The following is a 16997-nucleotide window of genomic DNA, read 5'->3' as shown; positions in this document are numbered from 1 at the left end:
AGACAAGGTCAGGCGCAAGTCCTGCCTTCAGGAGCCATCGGCCTCCCCCAGAAACACATCTTTGTATGTCAGCACCAACGAGCTTAGACCTCTCTCGCTGGGTGCTGGGTCAACATACAAGGAGCTGCCGAAGGCTGCGATCTTTTGATCTTCCCGATATATAGTGCCGCGCGGGTTTTGTTATGGAGACATCCCATTGCGTATCGTTTTTCTGGCCCTCGCCTGCCTTTTAAGCCTCGGCGCCACAGCGGCACCCGGCGAGGTGGCGACGCTCGACCGCAGCACCTGGCCCGAAAAGCTCGGCAACCCGACCCTGTTCGACGTCGCGTCGCGCGCCGAAATCCTCATGTTCGCGCGGGTGCTGCTGGCCAGTGAGTCCATGGACGACGCCAGCCTGACCCAACGCCTGGGCCTGCGCACGATCAATTCGGACGCCGTCCATCAACTGCGCGAGCGCCTGTGGCAGCGCCTGCTGGCCAACTACAACTTCGCCCAGCAAAGCTGCGATCAGGACGCCTCGTTCTGCTTTCTGGTAGAGGACATGGCGACGCTGCGCGAACAGGCCGCCAAGTTCCAGGTCAGCGATGACAGCTACTACATCAAATGGGCCGAACCGAGTCGCCTGTTCCACGCTCAGTACCTCGACGAACTGTTGCGCAAGGCTGCGCTGTTCCCGCAAACCACCAGCGAAGTCGATCGTTTTGGCGACTATGAGCGCAACGGCGAGGGCATGCACGACCGGCTGTTTCTGCTGACCTTCGACAGCGCCGCCAACGCGGTGCCGGACAATACCGCCTGGGTGACCGAGTACCTGCGCAAGGCGAACATCAGCGCCACGTTCTTCGTGCTGGGCAAGGACATTCAGGCGCGACTCGCCGAGCGTTCGGTGTCCAGCCTGCAAGCGACTTACTCACAACAGTGCATCGGCGTGCAGGGTTGGGAGTTTCGCTCCCACAGCCACTGGCAGGACTGGCAGGACTCGGTAAGGCGCAGCGCCGACCTGGTCAAAAGCAAGCTGCCGGAAAACTACGTGCCGCTGTTTCGCCCGCCGGACGGCCAGCGTCGCGCGGACGCGGCAGCCTTCTTCAAGGCGCAGGGCCTGCAGGTGGCGCTGTGGGACATCGACGCCCAGGACGGCGCGGGCAAGCTCAAGGCCAATCAGGCCGCACAACGGGTGCTGACGCTGATGCTGCTGTGGCGCCACGGGGTGATCAATTTCAATGTGAAACAGGATGCAGTGAAAACTGCGCTGCCCTGGCTGATCACGCAAACGGCGGCCAGCGGGATCGGTTGGGACGACTGTCAGGACGGTTTTCGCTGAACAGGACAAAAGCCCGTAAACATTGGGCGAGGGGCGAATTCTTGAGAGATTTCGATGCAGGCGGACTTCCGACTTTAACGGCACATTGCCTGCACGCCAAGGGCTTTTCGTCACTCTGAAAAATAAACTTCAAAAAAGCGTCAAAGTACTTTTTCCTGTCACCTGTTTTGGAGTATTACGAAGACAGACCGCCGAAACCTGCAACACAGGTGGCGTCTCCCAAGACCCAATTGTGTGTGCAGTTCACTTGATCCCTCGCAGGTGAATTCGGTGGCTACTTCGAGGCGCAGCACTGTCATGGTATTGCGTCGATTGGCTCCCACAAAGGTGACCGAGTATGGATGATCACGGACGTAGTTCTTCCTCCAACCAGCCTATCCTTTATGTACTCGATACCAACGTATTGATTCACGATCCAAACGCACTGCTCAACTTCGAAGAACACCACGTCGCCATTCCAATGACCGTGCTTGAGGAGCTGGACAAGCTCAAGAGCGGGCATCACAGCGTAGCCGCGGAATGTCGCCAGGCGATTCGCCTGATTGACAAGACACTGGGTGAAGCCAGCCCTGAAGACGTCGAACTGGGAGTACCGATCCAGCGGGGCAAAAGTGGGCCGAAGGGTCTGCTGTCAATTCTGATGAGCAAGCGGGCTGAGCCAAACATCATCCTGCCTGAACACCTGAACGACAACATCATCATCAACCAGCTGATCGACCTGCATGCGCGCGAGCCCAAGCTGCCGGTGGTGCTGGTCACCAAAGACATCAACATGCGCCTCAAGGCCCGGGCCTGTGGGATCGCATCCGAGGACTACAGCACTGACCAACTGGTCGACGATGTTTCGCTGCTGCCCAATGGTTACCACAACATGACCGGCTCCTTCTGGGATCTGGTGAAAAATGTCGAAACCCGCCAGGACCATGGCCGCACGTGGCATCAGGTGCGGATGATCGACAACTTGCCAGCGGTCCACATCAACGAGTTCATCATCGACGAGCAGGGCTTTGTAGGCTGGATCAAGGAGATCGACGAAGACAAGCTGCTGATTCTCGACCTGCACCAGGAACCCCTGTTGCACCAGGAAGCCTGGGGCCTGAAACCGCGTGACATCTACCAGAGCCTGGCGCTGTACGCCTTGCTCGATCCGGACATTCACCTGGTCAACCTGTCTGGCGCCGCTGGTTCCGGCAAGACCATTCTGGCGTTGGCCGCTGCGATCGAGCAGACCATGGTCAGCAAACGTTATCGCCGCATCATCGCCACCCGCAGTGTGCAGGGCCTGGACCAGGAGATCGGTTTCCTGCCTGGCACCGAAGCGGAAAAAATGGAACCGTGGCTCGGCGCAATCACCGACAACCTCGAAGCCTTGCACATGGATGACGAAAACACCCATGGCAGCGTCGACTACATCCTCAGCAAAGTGCCGTTGCAGTTCAAATCCCTCAACTACATCCGGGGTCGCAGCTTCCAGCAAAGCCTGATTCTGATCGACGAATGCCAGAACCTCACGCCGCACCAGATGAAGACCATCATCACCCGTGCCGGCGCGGGTTCCAAAGTGGTGTGCCTGGGCAACCTGGCACAGATCGACACCCCTTACCTGTCCGCGACCAGCTCCGGGCTGACGTACCTGACCGAACGCTTCAAAGACTTCCCCAATGGCGTGCACATCACCCTGCAAGGGGTGCCTCGTTCGATTCTGGCTGAATACGCAGAGACGCATTTGTAACCCCTCACCCAAACCGGGCGGCCCTAAGCCGCCCGTTTTGTTACCCGAATTTCGCGCCGAACGCCCCGTAGGAGCTGCCGAAGGCTGCGATCTTTTGATCTTGGTAGGAGCTGCCGAAGGCTGCGATCTTTTGATCTTGATTTTCAGATTGAAGATCAAAAGATCGCAGCCTTCGGCAGCTCCTACGGTGTTTGGCGGCAGCCTTGCAATCTTGCGTGCGAAAAATTGACCCGCAGGTTTACAATCGCCACTCCTGATCAGGAGTAACCCCGTGCTGACTCATCTCGATTCCCAAGGTCGCGCCAACATGGTCGACGTCACTGAAAAAGCCGTGACCTTCCGTGAAGCGACCGCCCAGGCGCTGGTGCGCATGCTGCCCGAAACCCTGCAAATGATCGTCAGCGGCGGTCACCCCAAGGGTGATGTGTTTGCCGTGGCGCGCATTGCCGGCATTCAGGCGGCGAAGAAAACCAGCGATCTGATCCCGCTGTGCCATCCGCTGATGCTCACCGGCGTCAAGGTGGAGCTCAGTGCCGAGGGCGACGACGCCGTGCGCATCGTCGCGCGCTGCAAGTTGTCCGGGCAGACCGGTGTCGAGATGGAGGCCCTGACGGCAGCCAGCGTCGCGGCACTGACGATCTATGACATGTGCAAGGCGGTTGACCGTGGCATGACCATCGAAAGCGTTCGGCTGCTGGAAAAAGTCGGCGGCAAGAGCGGACATTTCCAGGCGGAGCCGACATGAACATCACCGTGAAGTTTTTTGCCCGTTATCGTGAGGCGATGGGGGTCGATTCGCTGCAGGTCTCAGGGGATTTCGCCACTGTCGATGACGTGCGTGAATGTGTCGCCCGGCGCGACGGCGCGGTTGTGCTGACAGAGCAGAACCTGATGTGCGCCCGCAACGAAGACCTCTGCCAGCTTGATGAACCGCTGGTCGATGGCGATGAAGTGGCGTTCTTTCCGACTGTGACCGGAGGCTGAACCATGGCCATTCGCGTGCAGTGCGCGGCGTTCGATCCGGGTGCTGAAGTCAATGCCATGCAGGCTGCCAACGTGGGTGTGGGCGCAGTGGTGAACTTTGTCGGCTACGTGCGCGACTTCAATGACGGGCTCGACGTGTCCGGGATGTTTCTTGAACACTACCCGGGCATGACCGAAAAGGCCTTGGGCAAGATTGCCCTGGAGGCTGAACAGCGCTGGCCACTGCTCAAGCTGGAAGTGCTGCACCGTATCGGCGCGCTGGAACCGGGGGAGCCGATCGTCTTCGTCGGGGCCGCCAGTGCCCATCGCCAGGCGGCGTTCGACGCCTGCGCCTTTGTCATGGACTACCTCAAGACCCGTGCACCGTTCTGGAAGAAAGAAAACACCAGCGACGGGCCGCGGTGGGTGGAAGGGCGGGACAGTGACCATGCGGCGGCGGATCGCTGGAAGCGGTAGATCCTCGTCGTCCTCAGATACGCCATCGCGGGCACGCCCGCTCCCACAGGTCTTGTATTGCTTGCACAATGTGTGAGCGACGTTCATCCCTGTGGGAGCGGGCTCGCCCGCGAAGAGGCCATCAGCTTCGCCAATGAATTCAGCTTGGCACTCCTCCCGACCACCGGCCGATCCCCCAATTGACGACCAGTACACAAAAGTCCAGTATGGAATTATAAGTACAAAAAAGTCGTCCCCCCAGTTCCAGCTTTTTCTTCTGTCTTGCCAAACCAACAACAACCCGCGAGAGAACGAATATGAAGCAATTCCCCCTCATCACCGGTCTGGCCCTGAGCCTGTTGGCGTGCAGCTCTGTGTTCGCCGCCGAGAAAACCCTGCGCATCGGCATTGAAGCCGCCTACCCGCCGTTTGCCTCCAAGACCGACAAGGGCGAGATAGTCGGTTTCGACTACGACATCGGCAATGCCCTGTGCGCGCAGATGAAGGCCAAGTGCGTTTGGGTCGAAGGTGAGTTCGATGGCCTGATTCCTTCGCTGAAAGTGAAGAAAATCGACATGGCCCTGTCGTCTATGACCATCAACGAAGATCGCAAGAAGTCGGTGGATTTCACCCACAAGTACTACTTCACCTCATCGCGCCTGGTGATGAAGGATGGCGCAGTCGTGGATGATCAGTACGCCAGCCTCAAAGGCAAGAACGTCGGCGTGCAGCGCGCCACCACCACTGACCGTTACGCCACCGAGGTGTTTGAACCCAAGGGCGTCAACGTCAAGCGCTACAGCAACAACGAAGAGATCTACATGGACCTGGCAGCCGGTCGCCTCGATGCGATCTTTGCCGACACCATCCCGCTCAGTGACTTCCTCTCGATGCCTCGCGGCAAGGGGTATGCGTTCGTTGGGCCAGAACTCAAGGACCCGAAATATGTGGGCGAGGGCGCCGGGATTGCCGTGCGCAAGGGCAACACCGAACTGGTCAGCGAGCTGAACAGCGCCATCGACGGCATTCGCGCCAATGGCGAATACCTGAAGATTTCCGAGAAGTACTTCAAGTCGGATATTTACGGCGACTGAGCAAAAGCATCGCCAGCAGGCTGGCTCCCACAGTTTTGAATGCATTCCAGAGCGGTACAGCAGCCCGAGGCTCCCACAGTTGAGAGCATTTCAATGTGGGAGCCAGCAGGTTGGATCCCACAGTTTGAATGCATCCCAGAGCGGTACAGCAGCCCGAGGCTCCCACAGTTGAGAGCATTTCAATGTGGGAGCCAGCAGGTTGGATCCCACAGTTTGAATGCATCCCAGAGCGGTACAGCAGCCCGAGGCTCCCACAGTTGAGAGCATTTCAATGTGGGAGCCAGCCTGCTGGCGATTCGGTCGCAAGCACATGCACATCTGTGTAAGTAGCCCAAGTTAATCCCTTCTTAACCGCCCTGTCGTTTATTCCCCGACATCTATTCCATGCGCCCCGGGGCTCTCCAAGCCAGGGGCCAGCGTGTAGACTTCCGGTCAATCGAATTCAGAAGGGAAACGCAATGAGCGAGGAAACGATGCGGTTGGGCCGTGAGCGGCGCTACCTGGTATTGCTGGGCATCATCTGCCTGGCGCTGATCGGCGGCGCGCTGTACATGCAAATCGTCCTGGGCGAGGCGCCTTGCCCGCTGTGCATCCTGCAACGTTACGCATTGCTGCTGGTCGCGGTGTTTGCCTTCATTGGCGCGGCAATGAGCACCCGGCGCAGCATTACCATCCTGGAAACCCTGGTGGTGATCTGCGCGCTGGCCGGTGTGGCAGTGGCCGGGCATCACGTCTACACCCAGTTCTACCCGGCGGTCAGCTGCGGTATCGACGTACTGCAGCCGATTGTCGACGGGCTGCCGCTGGCGAAGATCTTCCCGCTGGGGTTCCAGGTCGACGGCTTCTGTTCCACCCCGTATCCACCGATCCTGGGGCTGTCCCTGGCCCAGTGGGCGCTGGTGGCGTTCGTGATGATCGTGGTGCTGGTGCCGGTGCTGACAGTGCGTAACCGCAGGGCGCTGCGCTAACTCGCCGCTGTTGCCAGGGTTGCTGAGACGCCCCGGCCTTCGTTGAGAAGGCCGGGGCATTTTTTTGTGGGTAAAAAGCCTGTTTCAGCCCTGAAGTAAAAACAGCGTGATGTGTGACAGTCGAGGGTGCGACAGGTGTGCGACATGTTGTCACAGAGCAAGTGTCGCAGGGCGTTTCAAAGTGACTGATTGGCGCAGTCCTGCGCGACGAAATTGGCTCTAGTTTCAGGTGCGCGCCGTACTACCGAAAAACCTCGAACAGGCAGTTTTAACAGGCCCTGGCGATTTGCCGGAGCCCTTGTCATATAGGGGCTACGGCGGGGTAGACCGAGGCTGAAAAGCCTTCGACACTGTCTAAACTGCGCCCGGTAGACCTACTATTTTTGGTGTTTTTGTTGAGAATTATTTTCGATACCATGGCGCACTTTTGCGAAAATCATGAATGATTGTTGCCGAAATGGATAAAAATTATTTCGGGATAAGACATGGTTTATAAAACGTTACATATCTACAATCGCCACCACTGAATTCCCGGCACTGCTCACCCCAGAGCAGAACAGGGCGTCGAGAAGCTCCAGAGCTTCGTGCGACTCCCCAGGTGTCGGTGCCTTCCAATTATCCGCACCAAATGGAATTGGTCTGTAACAAGGCCTTTGACCACGAATTCGAATAAGAACTCACCGCTGGCCCAGGATTTGTCGAACAGCGTCTGACGCGCGACGGGCAGCCCTTATTCAATCCAAGAAAAATGCCAACCCTTGGCAGGGTGAAGTGTTGGCGATCAAAACCCAACTGCATTGCGCAAGCTGCTTTAGAGGTCGTGAGATGAGTAAAAACAGGTACCCCAGACTACTAGGCTTATTGCCGCTGATCGGCACGTTGTTGCTGTCAGGCTGCAACATGACCTTGCTCAATCCAACGGGCCAGGTGGGCCTGGAGCAGCGAAACCTGATCATCACCGCAACGTTGCTGATGCTGTTGGTCGTGGTCCCGGTCATCGTCATGACCTTCCTGTTCGCCTGGAAATACCGCGCGACCAACACTGACGCCGTGTACACGCCCAAGTGGTCGCACTCCACCAAGATCGAAATCGCGGTGTGGGCTGTTCCAATCCTGATCATCATTGCCCTGGGTTACGTCACCTACGTGTCGACCCACGAACTTGACCCGTACCGTCCGCTGGAATCCGACGTCAAGCCGATCACTATCGAAGTGGTCGCACTGGACTGGAAGTGGGTATTCATCTACCCGGAGCAGGGCATCGCAACGGTCAACAAGATCGTGTTCCCGACCAATACCCCGGTCAATTTCAAGGTCACGTCGGACTCGGTGATGAACTCGTTCTTCATTCCGGGCCTGGGCGGCCAGATCTACGCGATGGCCGGCATGCAGACCAAGCTGCACCTGATTGCCAACCGTGACGCTGAAATGGAAGGCATCTCTGCCAACTACAGCGGCGCAGGTTTCACCGGCATGAAATTCAAAGCGATCTCAACTTCTCAGGAGAATTTCGACACCTGGGTAAGCGAAGTCAAAAAGGCACCTAAACAGCTGGAAAAAGCTGAATACGAAGCCCTTACCAAGCCAAGCCAGAACAACCCAGTCGAGCTCTACTCCTCGGTGACGCCGAACCTGTTCCAGATCATCGTCGACAAGTACGAAGGCATGAAACCGGGCAAGCCGATGCATCACGAGAAGAAAGAGAAAGAAGTGGCCCAAATGGAAGGGATGGACATGAGTTCGCATTCAGCTGCCGGGGCAGAGGAGTAAACGATGTTTGGTAAATTAAGTTGGGAAGCGGTCCCGTTCCACGAACCGATCGTGATGATTACCATCGCCATGATCGCACTCGGTGGCCTGGCGCTGTTCGCTGTAATCACCTACTTCAAGAAGTGGACCTACTTGTGGACCGAGTGGTTGACCTCGGTTGACCACAAGAAAATCGGCGTGATGTACATCATCGTCGCCATGGTCATGCTGCTGCGCGGCTTTGCCGACGCCATCATGATGCGTACCCAGCTGGCCATGGCCACAGAGGGTTCGCCTGGCTACCTGCCGCCTGAACACTATGACCAGATCTTCACCGCTCACGGTGTGATCATGATCATCTTCATGGCGATGCCATTCTTCACCGGCCTGATGAACCTTGCAGTGCCGCTGCAGATCGGCGCGCGCGACGTTGCCTACCCGTTCCTGAACTCCTTGAGCTTCTGGCTGCTGGTATCGGGCGTCGTACTGATCAACCTGTCCCTGGGCGTCGGCGAATTCGCCAAGACCGGCTGGGTTGCCTATCCACCGCTGTCGGGCTTGCAATACAGTCCTGGCGTAGGGATGGACTACTACATCTGGGCGCTACAGCTATCCGGGTTAGGTACGACGCTAACGGGGGTCAACTTCCTGGCCACCGTGCTGAAAATGCGTACCCCTGGCATGAAGCTGATGGACATGCCGATCTTCACCTGGACCTGCACCTGGGCCAACGTCCTGATCGTGGCTTCGTTCCCGATCCTGACCGCTACCCTGGCACTGCTGACACTTGACCGTTACATGGATTTCCACATTTTCACCAATGAACTTGGTGGCAATCCGATGATGTACGTCAACCTGTTCTGGGCCTGGGGACACCCCGAGGTTTACATCCTGATTCTGCCGGCGTTCGGGATCTTCTCCGAAGTCATCTCGACCTTCACTGGCAAGCGTTTGTTCGGCCATCACTCGATGGTCTACGCCTCTGGCGCGATCTCGATCCTGGGCTTCATGGTCTGGCTGCACCACTTCTTCACCATGGGTTCGGGTGCGAGCGTCAACGCCTTCTTCGGGCTGGCGACCATGCTGATTTCGATCCCGACGGGGGTGAAGCTATTCAACTGGCTGTTCACCATCTACCAGGGTCGTCTGCGTTTCACCAGCCAGGTTCTGTGGACCCTGGGCTTCATGGTGACCTTCGCCATCGGCGGCATGACCGGCGTACTGCTGGCCATTCCGGGTGCTGACTTTGTCTTGCACAACAGCCTGTTCGTGATCGCTCACTTCCACAACGTGATCATCGGCGGCGCGGTATTCGGCTACATCGCAGGCTTCGCGTTCTACTTCCCGAAAGCGTTCGGCTTCAAGCTGCACGAGGGTTGGGGCAAGGCTGCATTCTGGTTCTGGATCACCGGCTTCTTCGTCGCCTTCATGCCGCTCTACGTACTGGGCTTCATGGGCATGACCCGTCGCCTGAACGCCACCACCAACCCTGAGTGGGTGCCGTACCTGTACGTCGCCATGTTCGGTGCGGTGATGATCGCTGTCGGCATCGCCTGCCAGCTGATCCAGCTGTACGTCAGTGTGCGTGACCGCAACAAGCCGGAAAACATGTGCGAACACGGTGACCCGTGGAATGCCCATACCCTGGAATGGTCGACCTCGTCGCCACCTCCGTTCTACAACTTCGCCGTGCTGCCGAAAGCGCAAACCATCGACCCGTTCACCGAAGCCAAGGAAAACGGCACCGCGTACCAGGCTCCGGCCAAGTACGAGCCGATCCACATGCCAAACAACACCGCTACCGGTGTGGTCATGGGTGCTCTGCTGACCGTGTTCGGTTTCGCGATGATCTGGCACATCTGGTGGCTGGCAATCGTGGGTCTGGTTGGCACCGTGGTGTATTTCACTATCCATGCCGCCCGTGACGATCAGGGCTACATGGTGCCGGTGGATGTCATCGAGCGCATCGAAGCCGAGCAGCACAAACGTCTGGTAGCGGCCGGGAAAATCCCAGCCAACGCCACCCGTGTTGAAACCTCGTTGGAACAGGCTTAAACCATGTCGAACTTAGTGACCAATGCTGGACACACCCATGTCGATGGACATGGGCACGATGACCATCACCACGACTCGGGCGAGATGACCGTATTCGGTTTCTGGCTCTACCTGATGACCGACTGCATCCTGTTTGCGTCGATCTTCGCGGTGTACGCGGTACTGGTTAACAACGTAGCCGGTGGCCCGTCGGGCGCCGACATTTTCGAGCTGCCGTACGTACTGGGCGAAACCGCTCTGCTGCTGTTCAGCTCGATCACCTACGGCTTCGCCATGCTGGCGTTGTTCAAGGGCAAGAAGACTCAGGTCCTGGGCTGGTTGGCCATGACCTTCCTGCTGGGCGCCGGCTTTATCGCCATGGAGATCAACGAGTTCCACCTGCTGATCTCCGAAGGCTACGGCCCTAGCCGTTCCGGCTTCCTGTCCGGGTTCTTCACCCTGGTCGGCACCCACGGTCTGCACGTGACCAGCGGTCTGATCTGGATGGCGATCATGATGTACCAGGTGCAGAAAAACGGCCTGACGGCGACCAACAAGACTCGTCTGAGCTGCCTGAGCCTGTTCTGGCACTTCCTGGACGTGGTGTGGATCTGCGTATTCACCGTTGTTTATCTGATGGGGACTATGTAAATGGCTAACGCTCATTCCCACGATAGCCACGACGCCGGCCACGGCAGCGTCAAGTCCTACGCTATCGGTTTCATTCTGTCGGTGATCCTGACCGTCATTCCATTCGGCCTGGTGATGTACCCGACTCTGCCGAAAGCCATGACCCTGTGGATCGTACTGATCTTCGCAGTCGTCCAGGTGCTGGTGCACCTGGTGTACTTCCTCCACCTGGACCGCTCGGCCGCCCAGCGTAACAACGTCATTGCGTTTGTTTTCGCCGCGATCGTTATCGTCCTGCTGGTTGGCCTGTCGCTGTGGATCATGTTCAGCATCCACACCAACATGATGGCGCACTGAGGTAAATCCGGATGTCCTTGAAGCACTTTATCCAAATCACCAAACCGGGGATCATTTTCGGTAACGTGCTTTCAGTGGCAGGCGGATTTTTCCTGGCCTCCAAAGGGCATGTCGATCTGGCCATCTTCCTGGCCGCCATGATCGGCACGTCCCTGGTCGTCGCTTCCGGTTGCGTGTTCAACAACTGCATTGACCGCGACATTGACGTGAAGATGGAGCGCACCAAGAACCGGGTGCTGGTGCAGGGCTTGATCTCCCTGAAACTGGCCCTGATCTACGCGACCGTCCTGGGTGTCGCCGGCGTTGCCTTGTTGTACAAGGTGGCCAACCCGCTCGCGGCGCTGTTCGCGGTGATCGGCTTTGTCATCTACGTCGGTTTCTACAGCCTGTACCTCAAGCGCAAGTCGGTTCACGGCACGCTGGTGGGCAGTCTGTCGGGGGCGATGCCGCCGGTGATCGGCTACGTGGCCGTCAGCAACAGCTTCGACATGGCAGCGCTGACGCTGCTGGTGATGTTCAGCCTGTGGCAGATGCCGCATTCCTACGCCATCGCGATCTTCCGCTTCAACGATTACCTGGCCGCATCGATTCCGGTGTTGCCAGTGAAGCGGGGGATCAAAGTGGCCAAGAAGCACATCCTGCTCTACATCCTGGCCTTCCTCGTGGCCACCTTGATGCTGACCTTCAGCGGCTACGCCGGCATGAGCTACCTCGCCGTCGCCGCGGCCATGGGCATGTACTGGTTGTACATGGCCTGGACCGGCTACAAGGCAGTGGATGACACGGTCTGGGCACGCAAGCTGTTCGTGTTCTCGATCTTCACCATTACCGCGTTGAGCGTGATGATGTCCCTGGACTTCAAAGTGCCGAGTGAGTTGTTGCTGACGTACGCGCCTTAAGCGTCGACTGCCGTAAAGAAAAACCCCGCCTTCGAGAGAAGCGCGGGGTTTTTTATGGGCGACTATCTCGCTACTCGCGCCAGTGAGTACAACGCCGAACCCCTGTAGGAGCTGCCGCAGGCTGCGATCTTTTGATTTTGATCTTTGGCAGGAACAGACATAGCTGAAGATCAAAAGATCGCAGCCTTCGGCAGCTCCTGCAGAGACCTCATGCTTGACGCTGATATTTTTGAGGATGAGCCTGTGGGTACGGCGTTACACCATTGTAGCGATCTGCTGGCAGGGGAGGTCGTCGGTAGATAGGCGGTGCTGGCGATCAGTTATTTGACATTCAGCTTTTGATGAAACCAATAGGATAGGAGTGGGTTTGGGTCTTCACTAGCGGTACTGTTGGGATGCTCAGTCTGGATAAAAGATCTGCTCTTATGGCGCCTGAAAGCTCGGGGTTGTTCTGCTCCCACTCCATAATTTTGTGACTTCCACCACATTGCTTATCGATGAGTGCATCCATGCGGGCGTGTAGAACCTGGATCAGGTCGTCTGCCGATTTAAAACCTGGCGCATTCATCAACTGTGTTTTGATAATGGTCTCAAAAGCATTTTGTGCGGAGCCCTTTTGCTGCATCAACAGGCTGCACCGGTAACCAATCTTCATGCGCGTGGTATGCGCCCATTCGGTTTTTCCTGCTATGGATTGGGCATGGTCAGCGTAAGGAAAGGTATGAAACTCTTGCGCAAGCAGGGGGAGTTTTTCTGAAAAGACTGCATCTTCCCTTTTGAAACGATGTTTCAGTTCCGGGAAAACGGCCGGTCGTTGACTGACTGCTGTTTCATATCCGTTTTCTTTGGTTTGCCCTTGAAAGCCAACATCCAGGCAGCTGCCAAAATCAAGGCGCATGACGTGCAGGCTCCCATCACCCTTTTTGACAATACCCATGTTCTTGTAAAACACGTTGAAGGGATCCCAGTCTCCCAGCAGTTGCGATACACCCAGACTATCCTGCGATTGCCGTTGCAAGGCCTCTGGCAATATATGAAATTGCTTTTGCATCACTTCTTCAAGTTGTAGTGCTTTGGCTCTGTAGACTTGAACAAGCTCTTGATCCGGATTCCCATCGACGCCTACCCACCAGTCGAGGTGTTGATCACGCAATTTGGTCAATTCGCCAGTGAGCGTTTTCGCAATGACCGCATTGTGTTTGAAGGCGGCAGCATCTTCATGTGTGAATTCCTTGAATTGCCGTTCGAGGTCATCCGCTAATTCTTCCTTGATCAAGCAATCGCCGAAATCCTGGTAGTTTTCAAGTCGGGAAGCAATAAAAATCTTCTCGTTGTCTGCGCCCTCCATTATGCAGCTGCATTCATTAACCATACGTGCTTTCGGTGCTGGCAAGAACAAGCTATAAATCTCGGTGCTGACCACTTCTCGTGAAGTAATTGCATTTCTCACTACAGGACTGGTTGAGTCATAACTGACTGCGTCTTTCAGATAAAAACGTTCACCCTCGGACGATACAACCTTGCCAAGGTTCGCGCTGGTTCCCATTCCGTTTTCCACTGCCACCGGAACTGCATTACTGAAGTCGACGACGTAAGGCTTTGAGTCCGATTGCATGGAATTCACAGGAGGAGAGGCTGATGTGATATCTGGAATAGCTGGAGCCCTGGCGATTGGAAAGGAACCTAATTCGAGCATGTGACTGACCTCATTTGAACGACGGTTTGATTACCTGTGCGGGTATGTGATGCGTGTTACGAGAACTCAAAAAAAGGTGCAGGGTGGCAGGCAGTCGTTGACCGGCGATTCTGTTTTTCGCTCATGGCGCGCGCTTGATAGTCCGTAGGAAGTCTCTGAAGGAGTGTTCTGAAAATCTGGAATGTGGTGTTCGTAGGGTTGTGAGCGCTCAACTTCTGTCGTTAGATTTCCTTGTCGGGTGGTTTTTAAGAGCCCTGAAGTCAACTGTCGTTAGAGGGCTGTTAGCGTGAATGCATCAAAAAAATACCTGACCGATGCGGCGGTCCACCAGGCTCTGTTACTGGTCGATCTCACCGAAAAAAGCGCTCCCGAGCATGCCGTCCGACTATTGCTCAATGAAATCCTTCAGCGACTGGCTGAAAGCGGCTGGCCCCAGGCTCAACTACAGACAGGCCCCCGTGTTGTATCTGCCGAGGAAAACTACGGGTTGCTCGGCTATGACCCCGCTGAAATCACATTGGGCAGCGAACATACCCGTTGGGTCGATGAGCACTCTCTGTTGCGTACGCAAACCACCAGTCAGATTCCTTCTGCGCTGCAGCGTGCGGCTGGTAGTCGGCAGCCGGGGGAGACGATACTGCTGGCCGCGCCCGGTATCACTTTTCGCCGAGACAGTCGTGACCGCTGGCATTGCGCGGAGCCGCATCAAATGGATATCTGGGTCCTCGGTGATCCGCAGCTGTCGACGCACGAGCATTTGCTGCGCTTGGTCGGCGATATTCTTCAGGCGGCCGTGCCTGAAAAACCATGGGTCTACAGTGACAGCCCGCATCACTACACCGAGGGTGGAATCGAAGTGAACGTGATAAATGACGGCGCTCCCGTCGAGGTCCTGGAGTGCGGTCGTATTGCGCAATCGTTGTTGGAACGGTTGCAGATAGATCCATCGCGTCATGGTGGGTTGGCGCTCGGGATGGGGCTGGATCGGCTGACGATGCTGCGCAAAGGCATTCCGGATATTCGCTTGCTGCGGGATCAGAATGTACGGGTGCAGGCGCAGATGCATGATTTGAATCCATGGCGTGCGGTTTCGCGTTTGCCGTCGATTGCTCGTGATATTTCCCTGGCGGTTACACCGGGGTTGAGCGAAGAAGTGTTGACCGAAAAAATGTTACTCGCGGCCGGTGACTGCGCCGAATGGATTGAGGAAATGCAGGTCAAGGGACGTTGGGGATTCGCTGATTTGCCTGTGCAGGCCATCGAGCGCCTCGGGCTGTTGCCAGGGCAGGAGAATGTACTGCTCCGGGTGGTGCTTCGAGATTGTTCGCGATCGATCACGACGGCTGAGGCGAACGCCTTGTACGCGGATATCCAGTGCGCGTTGCACGAGGGCGCACCCGGGGCGGGGTACAAGATGGATGTTTCGAATGTTTGATGCCGAGTAGGCAAACCGAACCCCTGCAGGAGCTGCCGAAGGCTGCGATCTTTTGATCTTTTTGCGGTGAAGAGAAATCGCGAAGATCGAAAGATCGCAGCCTGCGGCAGCTCCTACGGGGAGGGCGGTAGTCGGCTATTTTTGTGGTGTATCCAGCAACCGGAAAAAGCGCTCGCGAACCTGGCTGCTGTCGCTGTGGGCGACGTTGAAGCGCAGGTGCTGGCAGGCGTCCGGGGCTTTGCTGAGCAGGGTGCCGGGGGCCAGGACCAGGTCGATTTCCAGGCCTTTTCTGGCCAGGGTCTCGGCGTGGAACCCATCAGGTAATCGGGTCCAGATGAACAACCCTTCATGGGGCAACGATGACACCGAGCAACCGGCCTCTTCCAGCCAGCGGGTCACCCGGTTGCTCGAGTCGTAGAGCCGGTCCACGGTGCGGCGGGTGTGCTTGGCGTAGCTGCCGTCGCTGAGCATGTTGCAGATGATCTGCTCGGCCAGTTCCGAGGTCATGCCGCCGGCGGCCATCTTGAGCCCGATCATGCGTGCGGCCAGTGGCGGCGCAAGCACCGCGTAGCTGACGCGACTGTTGGCGGTCAGGGTCTTGGAGAAACCGGACACATAGCTGACGTTGTCCAGTCCGCCTGCCGCCAGGCGCGGGGTGCTTCGTTGTTGCAGGTCGCAATACAAATCGTCTTCGACAATGTGGAAACCGTAGCGGTGACTCAACTCCAGCAAGCGATAGACCTGCGCCGGCGAGAACGAGTGTCCGGTGGGGTTATGCAGACTGTTGTTGGTCATGTAGAGCACAGGCCGATGGGCAATGACTGTCCGCTCGAACGCTTCCAGGTCCATGCCCTCGACACCCCGGTGGACGGTCACTACCTTGGCACCGTGCAAGGCCAGGTTGGTGTGCATGGTGAAGTAGCACGGGTCGTCGAGCAGCACTGTGTCGCCGGGCTTGATCAGCAGGCGCATCAGCATATCGATGGCCTGCACGGTGTTGGCGGTGGTGACGATCTGCTCCACCGGCACCTCGATGCCGATGGCTGTCAGCTTGACCCGCAAGGCTTCGCGCAACGGCGGATAACCGGCGGCCACGCCGTATTCACCCATGCGCAGGGAGGCGTCGCGCAGGGTTCCGCGAACGGCCTTGAGCAATTCATCGGCCGGTAGCCATGAGGAAGGCAGGAAACCTGCGCCGGGACGTAGTGCGCCGTTGTCCTGCAGCACCGCGCGGCGGACCACGCTGAGCGTGTCCTGGGGCAGCAGGTCGGGGCCGGCATCCAGTTTGGGCATGGCGCTGGAGCGGTGCACGAAATGCCCCGAGCCCTGGCGGGAAACCACCAGGCCCTTGGCACGCAGCCGATCCAGGGCATCGACCACCGTGGACTTGCCCACATTCATCAGGTCCGAAAGCTCGCGAATGGGCGGCAGGCGGGAGCCGTGGGGCAGGCCGCCCTGGTTGATCGCCACCGACAGCTGATCGACGATCTGCTGCACCAGCGGTACGCCGGGCTGGAATTCGATGGCCGCGATGACTGCGCGTTGAACCTGCATTTTACTGGTCTCTCCGGCAGTAAAGTTCGTTTGATTCTATACGAACTTGCTCTGATCAAGACACCCGTCTCTCTCTACCATCACCTTACAGTCTTTCCTGATTGTCGGC

At 57.4% G+C, this 16997-nt stretch carries 15 protein-coding genes; 13 read left to right on the top strand and 2 right to left on the bottom strand.

Going from position 1 to position 16997, the window contains the following annotated elements; genetic code table 11:
• Positions 1 to 196: 196 nt before the first annotated feature.
• From UB23_RS27565 to cyoE, 12 genes are all read left to right on the top strand, one after another.
• On the top strand, positions 197 to 1321 hold the full coding sequence (locus UB23_RS27565; protein ID WP_045062725.1) for a polysaccharide deacetylase family protein: 1125 nt from the start codon (positions 197 to 199) through the stop codon (positions 1319 to 1321).
• 337 nt (positions 1322 to 1658) lie between these two features.
• On the top strand, positions 1659 to 3053 hold the full coding sequence (locus UB23_RS27560; RefSeq protein ID WP_045062722.1) for a PhoH family protein: 1395 nt from the start codon (positions 1659 to 1661) through the stop codon (positions 3051 to 3053).
• Positions 3054 to 3324: 271 nt separating this feature from the next.
• The gene (gene moaC / locus UB23_RS27555) at positions 3325 to 3798 is read left to right on the top strand and encodes a cyclic pyranopterin monophosphate synthase MoaC (protein WP_045062721.1); all 474 of its coding nucleotides are present in this window, start codon (positions 3325 to 3327) and stop codon (positions 3796 to 3798) included.
• Positions 3795 to 4037: a molybdopterin converting factor subunit 1 gene (moaD, locus tag UB23_RS27550; RefSeq protein WP_045062719.1), complete on the top strand. Its 243-nt coding sequence runs from the start codon at positions 3795 to 3797 to the stop codon at positions 4035 to 4037. Before moaC ends, moaD begins: the two co-directional genes overlap by 4 nt.
• A gap of 3 nt (positions 4038 to 4040) precedes the next feature.
• On the top strand, positions 4041 to 4493 hold the full coding sequence (gene moaE / locus UB23_RS27545; protein WP_045062717.1) for a molybdopterin synthase catalytic subunit MoaE: 453 nt from the start codon (positions 4041 to 4043) through the stop codon (positions 4491 to 4493).
• 296 nt (positions 4494 to 4789) lie between these two features.
• Positions 4790 to 5566, top strand: coding sequence for an ABC transporter substrate-binding protein (locus tag UB23_RS27540; RefSeq protein WP_045062714.1), 777 nt, complete (start codon positions 4790 to 4792; stop codon positions 5564 to 5566).
• Positions 5567 to 6024: 458 nt separating this feature from the next.
• Positions 6025 to 6534: a disulfide bond formation protein B gene (locus UB23_RS27535; RefSeq protein ID WP_045062712.1), complete on the top strand. Its 510-nt coding sequence runs from the start codon at positions 6025 to 6027 to the stop codon at positions 6532 to 6534.
• Positions 6535 to 7359: 825 nt separating this feature from the next.
• Complete coding sequence (cyoA, locus tag UB23_RS27530; protein WP_045062710.1) at positions 7360 to 8304, top strand: ubiquinol oxidase subunit II; 945 nt, start codon at positions 7360 to 7362, stop codon at positions 8302 to 8304.
• 3 nt (positions 8305 to 8307) lie between these two features.
• On the top strand, positions 8308 to 10338 hold the full coding sequence (gene cyoB / locus UB23_RS27525; RefSeq protein ID WP_045062708.1) for a cytochrome o ubiquinol oxidase subunit I: 2031 nt from the start codon (positions 8308 to 8310) through the stop codon (positions 10336 to 10338).
• 3 nt (positions 10339 to 10341) lie between these two features.
• Positions 10342 to 10968 (top strand): cytochrome o ubiquinol oxidase subunit III, encoded by a 627-nt coding sequence (locus tag UB23_RS27520; RefSeq protein ID WP_045062707.1) that lies wholly within the window; start codon positions 10342 to 10344, stop codon positions 10966 to 10968.
• Entirely contained in the window at positions 10969 to 11304 is a 336-nt protein-coding gene (cyoD, locus tag UB23_RS27515) for a cytochrome o ubiquinol oxidase subunit IV (RefSeq protein ID WP_028623533.1), read from the top strand.
• Between the two features lie 11 nt (positions 11305 to 11315).
• Positions 11316 to 12203 carry a heme o synthase gene (cyoE, locus tag UB23_RS27510; RefSeq protein WP_045062703.1) on the top strand — a complete coding sequence of 296 codons (888 nt, stop codon included), beginning with the start codon at positions 11316 to 11318 and terminating at the stop codon, positions 12201 to 12203.
• Between the two features lie 331 nt (positions 12204 to 12534).
• Here the strand turns inward: cyoE and UB23_RS27505 are convergent, their stop codons facing one another.
• Entirely contained in the window at positions 12535 to 13899 is a 1365-nt protein-coding gene (locus tag UB23_RS27505; protein WP_152644329.1) for a hypothetical protein, read from the bottom strand.
• A 286-nt stretch (positions 13900 to 14185) separates the two neighbouring features.
• On the opposite strand from UB23_RS27505, the gene srmL reads away from it, so the two are divergent.
• Positions 14186 to 15334: a PheS-related mystery ligase SrmL gene (gene srmL, locus UB23_RS27500; RefSeq protein ID WP_045062698.1), complete on the top strand. Its 1149-nt coding sequence runs from the start codon at positions 14186 to 14188 to the stop codon at positions 15332 to 15334.
• Between the two features lie 135 nt (positions 15335 to 15469).
• Here the strand turns inward: srmL and UB23_RS27495 are convergent, their stop codons facing one another.
• Positions 15470 to 16888 carry an aminotransferase-like domain-containing protein gene (locus tag UB23_RS27495; RefSeq protein WP_045062697.1) on the bottom strand — a complete coding sequence of 473 codons (1419 nt, stop codon included), beginning with the start codon at positions 16886 to 16888 and terminating at the stop codon, positions 15470 to 15472.
• Positions 16889 to 16997: the final 109 nt, after the last annotated feature.

It is taken from the genome of Pseudomonas sp. ES3-33 (genome assembly GCF_000952175.1).
GTDB lineage: Bacteria > Pseudomonadota > Gammaproteobacteria > Pseudomonadales > Pseudomonadaceae > Aquipseudomonas > Aquipseudomonas gregormendelii.
The sequence above is the reverse complement of the archived record's forward strand: the minus strand, read 5'-3'. Positions and strand labels throughout refer to the sequence as shown.